Consider the following 12730-nt stretch of genomic DNA (forward strand, 5'->3'; position numbering starts at 1 on the left):
CCGGAGATGGAGAATACGTCTTCGATCGGCAGCAGGAACGGCTTGTCAATCGCGCGCTCTGGTTCCGGGATGTAGGAATCCAGGTAGCCAGCCAGCTCGATGATTTTCTCTTCCCACTCAGCTTCGCCTTCCAGCGCTTTCAGCGCGGAACCGCGAACGATCGGGGTGTCGTCACCCGGGAAGTCGTACTGAGACAGCAGCTCACGCACTTCCATCTCAACCAGTTCCAGCAGCTCTTCGTCATCAACCATGTCACATTTGTTCAGGAACACGATGATGAACGGAACGCCTACCTGACGACCCAGCAGGATGTGCTCACGGGTCTGCGGCATCGGGCCGTCAGTCGCAGCAACAACCAGGATCGCGCCGTCCATCTGCGCAGCACCGGTGATCATGTTTTTAACATAGTCGGCGTGGCCCGGGCAGTCTACGTGCGCGTAGTGGCGAGTCGGGGTGTCATATTCAACGTGAGAGGTGTTGATGGTGATACCACGAGCTTTTTCTTCCGGCGCGTTATCGATCTGGTCGAATGCGCGAGCAGCACCGCCGTAGGTCTTAGCCAGTACGGTAGTGATTGCAGCGGTCAGAGTAGTTTTACCATGGTCAACGTGGCCGATTGTGCCGACGTTGACGTGCGGTTTTGTACGTTCAAATTTTTCTTTAGACACGGCTTTATTCCTTACTATAGTGCTCTCCCTCAATGGAGAGAGCACGGGACTTTGGTTTTAACCCTGCGGCTTATTTACCACGGGCTTCAATTACGGCCTGAGCAACGTTGTTCGGCGCATCATCATACTTCAGGAATTCCATGGTGTATGATGCACGACCTTTGGTCAGAGAACGCAGCTGAGTTGCATATCCGAACATTTCAGACAGCGGAACTTCAGCGTGGATCTTAACGCCAGTAACTTCAGATTCCTGACCGCGCAGCATGCCGCGACGACGGCTCAAGTCACCGATAACGTCACCGGTGTTCTCTTCCGGAGTCTCTACTTCAACCTTCATGATCGGCTCAAGCAGAACTGGTTTCGCTTTCTTAAAGCCATCTTTAAAGGCAATAGACGCAGCCAGTTTAAACGCCAGTTCAGAGGAGTCAACGTCGTGGTAAGAACCGAAGTGCAGACGTACGCCCAGATCAACTACCGGGTAACCAGCCAGCGGACCAGACTTCAGCTGCTCCTGGATGCCTTTATCAACGGCAGGGATGTATTCGCCAGGAATTACACCACCTTTGATGTCGTTGATGAACTCGTAACCTTTCGGGTTAGAGCCCGGCTCCAGCGGGTACATGTCGATAACAACATGACCGTACTGACCGCGACCACCAGACTGCTTAGCGTGTTTACCTTCGATATCGGTAACTTTCGCGCGAATCGCTTCGCGGTAAGCAACCTGAGGTTTACCCACGTTAGCTTCAACGTTGAACTCACGCTTCATACGGTCAACGATGATGTCGAGGTGCAGTTCGCCCATACCAGCGATGATGGTCTGGTTAGATTCTTCGTCAGTCCATACGCGGAAAGACGGGTCTTCTTTAGCCAGACGGCCCAGAGCCAGACCCATTTTTTCCTGGTCAGCTTTGGTTTTCGGTTCTACAGCGATGGAGATTACCGGCTCCGGGAATTCCATACGCTCCAGAATGATCGGGTTGTCCGGATCACACAGGGTGTCACCGGTGATCACGTCTTTCAGACCGATCGCTGCAGCGATATCGCCCGCGCGAACTTCTTTGATCTCTTCACGTTTGTTAGCGTGCATCTGAACGATACGACCGAAACGCTCACGTGCAGATTTCACGGAGTTCAGTACGGTATCACCAGAGTTAACCACACCGGAGTAAACGCGGAAGAAGGTCAGGTTACCAACGAACGGGTCAGTTGCGATTTTGAACGCCAGTGCAGAGAACGGCTCTTCGTCGCTTGCGTGACGCTCAGCCGGGGTATCTTTACCATCGTCCAGCATACCGTTGATCGCAGGAACGTCAGTCGGGGACGGCAGGTAATCAATTACCGCATCCAGCATCGCCTGAACGCCTTTGTTCTTAAACGCAGAACCACAGGTTACCAGGATGATTTCGTTGTTCAGAACACGCTGACGAAGAGCAGTTTTGATCTCTTCTTCAGTCAGGTCTTCACCACCCAGGTATTTCTCCATCAGCTCTTCTGAAGCTTCCGCCGCAGATTCGATCAGGTTCTGGTGCCATTCGTCAGCCAGGTCCTGCATCTCAGCCGGGATATCTTCGTAAACGAAGGTAACGCCCTGGTCAGCATCGTTCCAGTTGATCGCTTTCATTTTCACCAGGTCAACAACACCGGTGAAACCTTCTTCAGCGCCAATTGCCAGCTGCAGCGGAACCGGGTTCGCGCCCAGACGGGTTTTGATCTGATCAACAACTTTCAGGAAGTTAGCGCCCATGCGGTCCATTTTGTTAACGAACGCGATGCGCGGAACTTTATATTTGTTAGCCTGACGCCATACGGTTTCAGACTGTGGCTGAACACCACCAACGGCACAGTAAACCATTACCGCACCATCCAGTACACGCATGGAACGTTCTACTTCGATGGTGAAGTCAACGTGCCCCGGGGTGTCGATGATGTTTACGCGATGCGGTTCATACTGCTTCGCCATACCAGACCAGAATGCAGTAGTCGCTGCAGAGGTGATGGTGATACCACGCTCCTGCTCCTGCTCCATCCAGTCCATGGTTGCGGCGCCGTCGTGAACTTCACCGATTTTGTGGTTTACACCGGTGTAGAACAGAATACGTTCGGTAGTGGTGGTTTTACCGGCGTCGATGTGCGCACTGATACCAATGTTGCGGTAGCGTGCGATGGGTGTTGTACGAGCCATTTGATTCCTCGTTTGTGTCTTTTAGGCGTTCAGAATTAAGTTGCCAAACGGCGGGCGACTTACTTGAAGCGCCCGCCAGTTGACTAGAACTCCGAAGGGATTACCAACGGTAGTGTGCGAACGCCTTGTTGGCTTCGGCCATACGGTGAACGTCTTCACGTTTCTTAACTGCAGTACCTTTGTTGTCTGCAGCATCGGAAAGTTCGTTCGCCAGGCGCAGAGCCATGGATTTATCACCGCGTTTACGAGCAGCTTCAACGATCCAACGCATTGCCAGAGCATTACGACGAACCGGACGAACTTCAACCGGAACCTGATAAGTAGAACCACCAACGCGGCGAGACTTAACTTCGACAGTCGGGCGCACGTTTTCGAGAGCTACTTCGAAAGCTTCCAGTTCATTTTTACCAGAGCGCTGAGCCAGGGTCTCCAGCGCGCTGTATACGATTGCTTCTGCAGTAGATTTTTTACCGTCTACCATCAGGATATTTACAAATTTAGCCAGCAGTTCTGATCCGAACTTAGGATCCGGCAGAATTTTACGCTGACCAATAACACGACGACGTGGCATGGAAATACTCCGTTGTTAATTCAGGATTGTCCAAAACTCTAAGAGTTTAGTGTGACATTAAGTTAAAACAGTTTGGCCTTACTTAACGGAGAACCATTAAGCCTTAGGACGTTTCACGCCGTACTTGGAGCGAGATTGCTTACGGTCTTTAACACCAGAGCAGTCAAGCGCGCCACGAACGGTATGGTAACGAACACCCGGAAGGTCTTTAACACGACCGCCACGGATCAGGATCACGGAGTGCTCCTGCAGGTTGTGACCTTCACCACCAATGTAGGAAGTCACTTCGAAACCGTTGGTTAAACGAACACGGCAAACTTTACGCAGTGCGGAGTTCGGTTTTTTAGGGGTGGTGGTATATACACGAGTACATACGCCACGTTTTTGCGGGCATGCTTCCAGCGCCGGCACGTTGCTTTTCGCAACTTTGCGGGCGCGTGGTTTGCGTACCAGCTGGTTAACTGTTGCCATTAAATAGCTCCTGGTTTTAGCTTTTGCTTCGTAAACACGTAATAAAACGGCCTCATATAATATGAGGACGCAGAATTTTATGGCTGTGCTTAAAAGGTGTCAAGAAATATACAGCGATCCCTGCATTACCAATTCAGCTGAACGGTGTTTTTCACCGCCAGGCTAACGAAATCAGTATAGCTAACGCTGACGGCGCTGCTCGAAATTTGAGCAGAGAGACCACGCGCGTCAACATCGTCTTTCAGCACATGCAGAGTTATGGGGGCATTAAGCAGTAATTCAACGAACGGTGAACCGTTAAGGGCGGCCAGCACACCGTCAGAGAGCAGTAACAGATCGTCACCGGGGCGCAGAACGCGCAGCAGCGCCGTCATATCGCAGTGCCAGGGTGAACGGGATAGAGTCAGCAGCATAAAGGCCTCAAAAATTGAGCACGACGGTGTACTGCTCAAGCTGCTCACGCAGCGCGTCCGGCTCCAGACGCTGGGCAGGTAAGACAAACGCCGCATTCTCGTCCTGGCCCCTTTCACGCAGAGAAGCGGCGCAGAGCCAGACCTCTTCAACATCGTACAGCGGCAATACTTTAAAAGTCGCGATATAGTCGCGCGCCAGGATCTTGCCCGGCTGCTGGTTTGCCAACAGTTGCAACACGCCATCGCCGATAAAAAAGAGGCCAATCTCTTCTGTTAAGGCGGAGGTGGCCAGTACCGCGTCCAGCCCTTCACGACCGGCAGAGGAGCCGTGCGGTGCGGAGGAGAAAACAAAGGCGATTCGCTTCATCAGAACTGCACCACTCTGTCACAGGTCAGCGCCGCTTCCGCCAGCGCGCCCAGACCGGTAAGTGCAAACCCCGCCTGCAGATTAGCGCCCGTTAACTCCAGCCGTGCGGCCTCGCTCTCATCAACCACGCCACGGCGCAGCGCCGCGGCCACGCAGATGTGCAACTCAACTTGCTGCTCAGCATGCAAACGCTGCCAGGCGCGCACAAGATCAAACTCATCGCTGGCGGGCGCAGTCAACGCGTTCGCGTTACTCACCCCTTCCCGGTAGAAAAAGACGCTCGCAAGCGTATGTCCCGCTTCCAGTAGGGCAAGCGCGAACTGATACGCGCTGCTTGCCTGCTGCGTGCCATAGGCCGGGCCGGTCACCATCAACGCAAAACGCATTAATGCCCTTGCCCTGAGAAATCGCCGCTTTTGAACTGGCGAATGTAGAGGTAGACCGTGTGCTTGGAGATATTCAGGCGGTCGGCCACCTGATTAATGGCGTCTTTGATATCAAAGATGCCCTTCTCGTAGAGGTTCAGGACGATCTGGCGATTTTTGGCGTTGTTAGAGACGTTGCGGTCGGCGTTCACCTCTTCAATGGTGAACTCGAGAGTTTGCATCACCAGGTCTTCAACAGACGAGGCGAAGTTAACCGAGGAGCCAACATCCGGTGTTTCCGGTGGAACAAAAGTACTCATGATCTGCGAGAAGGGTACATCCAGATTCATGTTGATGCAGAGCAGACCAATCACTCGGTGATCGCGGTTGCGGATAGCAATCGTCACCGACTTCATCAGTACGCCGCTTTTCGCACGAGTGAAGTAGCACTTCGACACGCTGCTGTCGGCACCGGTCATATCGTGCAGCATACGCAGCGCGAGATCGGTAATCGGCGAGCCGATTTTACGCCCGGTATGCTCGCCGTTAGCGATGCGGATGGCCGAGCATTTGAGATCCTGTAAAGAGTGCAACACGATTTCGCAGTGCGAACCAATGAGCATCGCTAACCCGTCCACTACCGCTTCGTAGGATTTGAGGATATCGAAGTCGGTCTGATCGAAAGGACGTTGATCCAGGAGGTCAAGCTCACTGGTTTCGTTGGTTAATAGCGACCTGGACATGAAAAAAAACACTCCTTTTCAGGAGCCTGTCGTTAAGTTTTCAGGGCAGGCTCAGTATTTGCAGGGGGATATAAATTAATACATCGTAGGTTATGCTTTCCAGAATTATATCCGCGATGCAAAAAAAACGCCGCTCTGAGGCGGCGCGTTTCACACTTTTACTTCTTCGCAGCGGGTGCGTCTTTTGCATCATCCGCTTTATCGCCTGCGGCTGGAGCCGCTTCCGGCGCTGCTGCGTCCGCTTTCGGTGCCGGTTTGATATCCAGCAGCTCAACGTCGAACACCAGCGTGGAGTTTGCCGGAATACCCGGTACGCCGGTTTTACCGTAAGCCAGAGCCGGCGGGATCACCAGCTTGATTTTGCCGCCTTTCTTGATGTTTTTCAGGCCTTCGGTCCAGCCCGGGATGACACCATCAAGACGGAAGGAGAGCGGTTCGCCACGGGTGTAAGAGTTGTCGAACTCTTTACCGTCAATCAGCGTACCTTTGTAGTTTACAACCACAGTGTCGCTATCTTTCGGCGCATCGCCGGTACCCGCTTTCTCTACTTTGTAGAGCAGACCGGTGCTGGAGGTTTTCACGCCCTTCTCTTTTGCGAAGGCGTCACGGAAGGCTTTACCTTTGGTTTCGTTTTCAGTCGCGTCTTTTTCCATGCGATCCTGAGCGGCAGTTTTCACGCGAGTTTCAAACGCCTGCAGAGTCTGCTCGATCTCCTGGTCACTCAGCTTGCTCTTATCAGCAAAAGCGTCCTGAACGCCGGCGATCAGCTGGTCTTTATCCAGTTTGATTCCCAGCTTTTCCTGCTCTTTCAGGGAGTTTTCCATGTAACGGCCCAGTGAGGCGCCCAGCGCGTAAGCTGATTTCTGGTCGTCGTTTTTGAATGCCGATTTGCTGTCAGTTGCAGCAGTTTTGTCTTTGGTTGCGGCATCAGCAGCTAAGGTGAGCGGTGCATGAAGGGCTACAGCCATGGTGGTCGCCAGCAGCGTGACTTTAAACAGTGATTTCATCCATTTCTCCAGGGACCGGGGCATCTCGCCCCAGGGTTAAACATAAAGTAAGAAGCGTACTATAAAGTGTTGCGGCGGAAATCAACATAAGGACTCTGCCCGAATTCACCCGATCTGTGACTATTTTTGTTTAAATAAGTTTCTGCATGAAGGCTGTACCTTCGCGCAAAGTTAAGTAAAATCCGCCCGATTACCCCAATCGACCCGGATATTACCCGGAGGTGAAAAGATGCAAGAGTTATCGATAGAAGCGCGACTGGCTGAACTGGAGAGTCGACTGGCTTTTCAGGAGATGACCATTGAAGAGCTAAACCAGACGGTGGTGGCTCATGAGCTGGAAATGGCGAAGCTGCGCGAACATCTGCGTTTGCTGGTGGAGAAAGTGAAAGCCAGCCAGCCTTCACATCTGGCGTCCCCGTCGGAAGAGACACCCCCGCCCCATTATTAAGACGTAAAAAAAGCGGGTCTCCCCGCTTTTTGTGCCCGGTCGGCTGACGCTTACCGGGCTTCTCGATACCTTAGCCAACGCACCTGCGGCGCGAAAGACGACGGGTATGATTAATGGCAGCCGCAACCGCCGTTACCGCAACCACCTTTACCGCCGTGATCGTGACCATGGTCGTGATCGTGACCGTGACCGCCGCAGCAGCCGTCGTGACCGTGGTCGTGGTCATGATCGTGACCATGCGGGCCATGAACGTGGCCGTGCGCCAGCTCTTCTTCGGTTGCTTCGCGAATCGCGACAACTTCGACGTTGAACTTCAGGTTCTGACCCGCCAGCATGTGGTTACCATCAACCACTACGTGGTCATCTTCCACTTCGGTAATCTCAACCGGCACCGGGCCCTGGTCAGTTTCAGCCAGGAAGCGCATGCCAACCTGCAGTTCGTCAACGCCCATGAAGACGTCTTTCGGAACGCGCTGCACCAGGTTCTCGTCGTATTGACCGTAAGCGTCGTTCGCGCCTACAGCCACATCGAATTTGTCGCCGACTTCATGACCATCCAGCGCGTTTTCCAGACCGGAGATCAGGGAGCCGTGACCGTGCAGGTAGTCCAGCGGTGCACTCACCGGAGACTCATCAACCAATACACCGTCTTCTGTACGTACCTGATAGGCCAGGCTGACCACCAGGTCTTTTGCTACTTTCATGATATCTCCTGAGCGTGGGAAAATTACTGGCGCAGATTGTAACGGAATTCTGCACCCGTGTACCCTTAAGCTTAAAAAATCCTGCCTGATATCGCTAGTCCGGATGAAAAATCCCGATAACTTGCTCATCTTTGCGAACATGATCGCGCGCTTCTTTATCCGCTTCGCGCATCTGATGCCCGCACTTAACACACTCAACAATATCGACGTTATTTTCGCGCCACATCGCCATTGAGTCTTTCGCCTGGCACGACGGGCAGGTCGCGCCAGCGATAAAACGTTTACGAACAGCCATTCGACTCCCCTTATTCAAACTCATCCCAGCCGTCGAGCTGACGCCGCTCTTGCTGCATTTCACGCTGGAAAATCTCTTCCAGTTCGCGGCGCGCTTCACGTACGCGGGAAATTTGTACCGTATCGGTATGCACCGGCATCAGCTCACGCAGCATGCGCATATCGAGCCGTCTGAAGTGCAACTGCGCTCGCTGCGCCTGATGCGGATGCATTCCCAGTGAAATTAGCGCTTTACGCCCCAACTCCAGCGCACTGGAGAAGGTTTCGCGCGAGAACTGCATCACGCCCGCCTGCAACAGTTCATGCGCTTCGACACGTCCCCGCGCCCGCGCCAGAATCGCCAGATGGGGGAAATGCTGCTGGCAAAGCTCCACCAGCTTCATGGTATCGACCGGATCGTTACAGGTAATAACGATCGATTGTGCGGCCTCCGCCCCTGCCGAACGCAATAGCTCCAGCTGCGTCGCATCACCGTAATAGACTTTGTAGCCATATTTACGCATAAGGTTCACGGCGCTGATATCGCGCTCCAGCACGGTGATGCGCATTTCGTTCGCCATCAGCAGGCGACCAATCACCTGTCCGAAGCGACCAAAGCCAACGACAATCACCTGCGGCTTATCATCATCAACCCACGGCGCTTCATCTTCATCCTCCGGCTTGTTGAAGCGCCGGGAGAGCAGCTTATCAATGGCGCGCATCAGCAGCGGCGTGGTCATCATCGACAGCGTGACGGTTACCAGCAGCAGCGCCATCTGATCGTCTTTAAACAGCCGCTGCGAGGAGGCGGTGGAGAAGAGCACAAAAGCAAACTCGCCGCCCTGGCTCAACACCCCGGCAAACTGCATCCGCTCTGAGCTACGCAAACCGTAAATGCGCGCCAGCCCGTACAGCACCAGCGATTTTACGGCCACCAGCACCGCAACGCTCATCACGACCCACAATAGATGGGTATAGAGCACGCCGAGGTTCAGCGCCATGCCCACCGAAATAAAGAACAGCCCCAACAGCAGCCCTTTAAACGGCTCAATGGCAATCTCAAGCTCGTGGCGGTATTCGCTCTCCGCCAGCAGAATGCCGGCGATAAAGGTGCCGAGCGCCATCGACAGGCCGAGGGCATCCATAAACAGCGCCGACCCGAGCACCAGCAGCAGCGTCGCGGCGGTAAAGACCTCGCGCACGCCGGAAGCGGCGATAAAACGAAACACCGGGCGCAGCAGGTAACGCCCGCCAATCAGCATTCCGGCAAAGGCCAGCACCTTCATGCCCACCTTCATCCAGTCGAGATGATCGTCGCCGTTGCCCGCCAGTAGCGGTACCAGCGCCAGCGCTGGGATCACCGCCAGATCCTGGAACAGCAGCACTGAGAAACCGAGCTGGCCGGACTCGCTGCGGTTCATCCCTTTGTCGCGCATCAGTTGCAGCGCCATCGCGGTGGATGACATTGCAAGACCAATACCGCCAATTAACGCCGCCTGCCAGGAGAATTGCGTCAGCATTAACAGGCCTGCGAGGATCGCCGCACTTAACAGCACCTGGGCTGCACCGACACCAAAAATAGAGCGACGCAGCTCCCACAATTTCGAGGGGTTAAGTTCGAGCCCAATGATGAACATCAGGAACACCACGCCCAGCTCTGAGAAGTGGAGGATCTCATCAACATCGCTGATAAACCCGAGTCCCCATGGGCCAATGGCGATACCCGCTAACAGGTAGCCGAGCACGGCGCCAATTCCTAAACGTGCGGCCAGCGGCACAGCGACTACCGCCGCGAAGAGGAATAGCACGCCGGCCAGTAAGAGTGCGGAACCTTCCATTAACGGCCTCCCGGCGGCAGCGGCGAAGCCAGCCAGTCACCGTAGGCTTTGGCGTGGTGCGCCAGCTCCTGCGGCGTCTGCCGACGTGCCCAGTAGATGATAATTGGGCTGAGCCAGTGCATGCGACACATCGCGGCGGTCAACTCAAAGGGGCGTAAAACATCGTTGAGGGAGTAGCGGTTGAGACCATCATGGCGATAAGCCGCCTCCGGCTCACCGGTGGTGATCACGCTACGCCAGTACTTTCCCGCCAGTTCATTCCCGCCTGCTCCGCTGGCAAAGCCGCGGCTCAACACACGATCAAGCCACTCTTTCAGCAGTGCCGGACAACTGTAGGTATAAAGGGGATGTTGAAAAACGATAACGTCATGCTCGCGCAATAACGCCTGTTCATAGGGAATATCAATAAAAAAATCGGGGTAACGGGCGTAAAGATCGTGCACCGTTACATTCTCCAGTTGCGTGGCCGGCTTAAGCAAAACCCGGTTCGCCACCGAGTCCTGTGATTCCGGATGGGCATAGATCAGCAACACTTTTGCTGTCTGCGACATCACTCCCCTCCCGGGTCTAAATTCTCTCTTCTCTGCAAACCAGCGCCCTGCGGCGTGGCCAGAATGCTTTTGTCTATCGTCTTCATTTTGGGCTAACATTGCGGCCCCGGTGCGGCATTTCGCCGTGGCCTTACATTACCATAAAGACAAATTAACATAGTCTGAACATACGGCGTCTTATGATTGTTTTCTCCTCGTTACAAATTCGTCGCGGCGTGCGTGTCCTGTTGGACAACGCCACAGCCACCATCAATCCGGGCCAGAAAGTGGGCCTGGTGGGTAAAAACGGCTGCGGCAAATCGACCCTGCTCGCGCTGTTGAAAAACGAGATAAGCGCTGATGGCGGCAGTGCCACTTTTCCCGGCACCTGGCAACTGGCGTGGGTCAACCAGGAAACACCGGCGCTGGACGAAGCGGCGATAGATTATGTGATAGACGGCGATCGTGAATATCGCCAGCTGGAAGCGGCGCTTAATGCTGCCAACGAGCGCAACGACGGCAATGCCATCGCCACGGTACACGGCAAGCTCGACGCTATCGATGCCTGGACGGTGCGCTCCCGCGCCGCCAGCCTGCTGCACGGTTTAGGCTTCTCTAACGAGCAGCTCGACCGCCCGGTCAGCGCCTTCTCCGGCGGCTGGCGCATGCGCTTAAACCTCGCGCAGGCGCTGATTTGCCGCTCCGATCTACTGCTGCTTGATGAACCGACTAACCACCTCGATCTCGATGCCGTTATCTGGCTGGAGAAGTGGCTGAAGAACTATCCGGGCACGCTGATCCTTATCTCGCACGACCGCGATTTTCTCGATCCGGTAGTCGATAAGATCCTGCACATTGAGCAGCAATCAATGTTTGAATACACCGGGAACTACAGCTCGTTTGAGCGCCAGCGCGCCACGCGCCTTGCGCAGCAACAGGCGACCTATGAAGGCCAGCAGCAGCGCGTTGCTCATCTGCAAAGCTTTATCGATCGCTTCAAAGCGAAAGCGAGTAAAGCGAAGCAGGCACAAAGCCGCATCAAGATGCTGGAGCGTATGGAGCTGATTGCTCCCGCGCATGTTGATAACCCGTTCCACTTCAGCTTCCGCGCGCCGGAGAGCCTGCCCAACCCGATCCTGAAGATGGAGAAGGTGAGCGCTGGCTATGGCGATCGCACCATTCTGAATGCCATCAAACTCAACCTGGTGCCCGGCTCGCGCATCGGTCTGCTGGGACGTAACGGTGCCGGTAAATCGACGCTGATTAAACTGCTGGCGGGCGAGCTGGCGGCGCAGAGCGGCGAAATCGGCCTGGCGAAGGGGATCAAACTTGGTTACTTCGCCCAGCATCAGCTGGAATTCTTACGCGCTGACGAATCGCCATTGCAGCATCTGGCGCGCCTGGCCCCGCAAGAGCTGGAGCAGAAGCTGCGTGATTACCTGGGCGGCTTCGGCTTCCAGGGCGATAAGGTCACCGAAGCAACAGAGCGCTTCTCCGGCGGCGAAAAAGCGCGGCTGGTGCTGGCGTTAATCGTCTGGCAGCGCCCGAACCTGCTGCTGCTCGATGAACCAACTAACCACCTCGATCTCGATATGCGCCAGGCACTCACCGATGCGCTGATTGAGTTCGAAGGCGCGCTGGTAGTGGTGTCGCACGACCGTCACCTTTTGCGCTCGACCACCGACGATCTCTACCTGGTCCACGATGGCAAAGTGGAGCCGTTCGATGGCGATCTGGATGATTACCAGCAATGGCTGAGTGACGTGCAGAAGCAGGAGAGCCAGCCGACGGATGCGGCAAAAGAGAATGGCAACAGCGCTCAGGCGCGTAAAGATCAGAAGCGTCGAGAAGCGGAGCTGCGCACGCAAACACAGCCGCTGCGTAAAGAGATTGCCCGTCTGGAAAAGGAGATGGAGAAGCTCAATGCGCAACTGGCCAACGCGGAAGAGAAGCTTAGTGACAGCGGCCTGTACGATCAGAGCCGTAAAGCGGAGCTGACCACCTGTCTGCAACAGCAGGCGACGGCGAAAGCGGGACTTGAAGAGTGTGAAATGGCGTGGCTTGACGCGCAGGAACAGCTTGAGGCGATGCTTACAGCGGAGTAACACCCCTTCGCCGTAAGCGGTAAAGTTGATGGCGGTACAGGC

The 12730-nt window shown here is 54.8% G+C and carries 15 protein-coding genes; 2 read left to right on the forward strand and 13 right to left on the reverse strand.

Translation table 11 applies throughout. The features are described 5' to 3' along the window. The 9 genes from ABIC80_RS16345 to fkpA form a co-directional block, all read right to left on the reverse strand. Positions 1-668: GTP-binding protein (locus ABIC80_RS16345; protein ID WP_180238798.1), on the reverse strand; the 668-nt coding region annotated here is incomplete at its 3' end. 70 nt (positions 669-738) lie between these two features. Further along, positions 739-2853, reverse strand: a complete 2115-nt coding sequence (fusA, locus tag ABIC80_RS16350; RefSeq protein WP_023481958.1) for an elongation factor G — start codon at positions 2851-2853, stop codon at positions 739-741. Positions 2854-2953: 100 nt separating this feature from the next. After that, entirely contained in the window at positions 2954-3424 is a 471-nt protein-coding gene (gene rpsG / locus ABIC80_RS16355; RefSeq protein ID WP_007369802.1) for a 30S ribosomal protein S7, read from the reverse strand. Between the two features lie 96 nt (positions 3425-3520). Next, complete coding sequence (gene rpsL / locus ABIC80_RS16360; RefSeq protein ID WP_003023654.1) at positions 3521-3895, reverse strand: 30S ribosomal protein S12; 375 nt, start codon at positions 3893-3895, stop codon at positions 3521-3523. 125 nt (positions 3896-4020) lie between these two features. After that, entirely contained in the window at positions 4021-4308 is a 288-nt protein-coding gene (gene tusB, locus ABIC80_RS16365; RefSeq protein ID WP_263753844.1) for a sulfurtransferase complex subunit TusB, read from the reverse strand. Positions 4309-4315: 7 nt separating this feature from the next. Further along, a complete protein-coding gene (tusC, locus tag ABIC80_RS16370) occupies positions 4316-4675 on the reverse strand; it encodes a sulfurtransferase complex subunit TusC (protein WP_429177834.1) in 360 nt (119 codons plus the stop codon). Next, positions 4675-5061: a sulfurtransferase complex subunit TusD gene (tusD, locus tag ABIC80_RS16375; protein WP_200580521.1), complete on the reverse strand. Its 387-nt coding sequence runs from the start codon at positions 5059-5061 to the stop codon at positions 4675-4677. Before tusD ends, tusC begins: the two co-directional genes overlap by 1 nt. After that, positions 5061-5783, reverse strand: a complete 723-nt coding sequence (locus ABIC80_RS16380; protein ID WP_023482043.1) for a helix-turn-helix transcriptional regulator — start codon at positions 5781-5783, stop codon at positions 5061-5063. Before ABIC80_RS16380 ends, tusD begins: the two co-directional genes overlap by 1 nt. A 158-nt stretch (positions 5784-5941) precedes the next feature. Continuing rightward, a complete protein-coding gene (fkpA, locus tag ABIC80_RS16385; RefSeq protein WP_042716141.1) occupies positions 5942-6790 on the reverse strand; it encodes an FKBP-type peptidyl-prolyl cis-trans isomerase in 849 nt (282 codons plus the stop codon). Between the two features lie 229 nt (positions 6791-7019). Between fkpA and ABIC80_RS16390 the strand changes: the two genes are divergently transcribed. Next, positions 7020-7238, forward strand: coding sequence for a protein SlyX (locus ABIC80_RS16390; protein ID WP_023482131.1), 219 nt, complete (start codon positions 7020-7022; stop codon positions 7236-7238). 110 nt (positions 7239-7348) lie between these two features. Here ABIC80_RS16390 and slyD read toward each other — a convergent pair whose 3' ends face one another. The 4 genes from slyD to kefG form a co-directional block, all read right to left on the reverse strand. After that, positions 7349-7942 carry a peptidylprolyl isomerase gene (gene slyD / locus ABIC80_RS16395; protein WP_023482004.1) on the reverse strand — a complete coding sequence of 198 codons (594 nt, stop codon included), beginning with the start codon at positions 7940-7942 and terminating at the stop codon, positions 7349-7351. A gap of 94 nt (positions 7943-8036) precedes the next feature. Next, positions 8037-8237, reverse strand: coding sequence for a YheV family putative zinc ribbon protein (locus tag ABIC80_RS16400; RefSeq protein ID WP_023482007.1), 201 nt, complete (start codon positions 8235-8237; stop codon positions 8037-8039). A 10-nt stretch (positions 8238-8247) separates the two neighbouring features. Continuing rightward, positions 8248-10053 carry a glutathione-regulated potassium-efflux system protein KefB gene (gene kefB / locus ABIC80_RS16405; RefSeq protein WP_429177836.1) on the reverse strand — a complete coding sequence of 602 codons (1806 nt, stop codon included), beginning with the start codon at positions 10051-10053 and terminating at the stop codon, positions 8248-8250. Then, positions 10053-10604 carry a glutathione-regulated potassium-efflux system ancillary protein KefG gene (gene kefG, locus ABIC80_RS16410; RefSeq protein ID WP_042716144.1) on the reverse strand — a complete coding sequence of 184 codons (552 nt, stop codon included), beginning with the start codon at positions 10602-10604 and terminating at the stop codon, positions 10053-10055. The genes kefB and kefG overlap by 1 nt, the downstream gene beginning before the upstream one ends. Before the next feature lie 179 nt (positions 10605-10783). On the opposite strand from kefG, the gene ABIC80_RS16415 reads away from it, so the two are divergent. Next, positions 10784-12688 (forward strand): ABC transporter ATP-binding protein, encoded by a 1905-nt coding sequence (locus tag ABIC80_RS16415; protein WP_042716145.1) that lies wholly within the window; start codon positions 10784-10786, stop codon positions 12686-12688. Positions 12689-12730 lie beyond the last annotated feature (42 nt).

This window comes from Kosakonia sp. 1610, assembly GCF_050435845.1.
GTDB lineage: Bacteria > Pseudomonadota > Gammaproteobacteria > Enterobacterales > Enterobacteriaceae > Kosakonia > Kosakonia cowanii.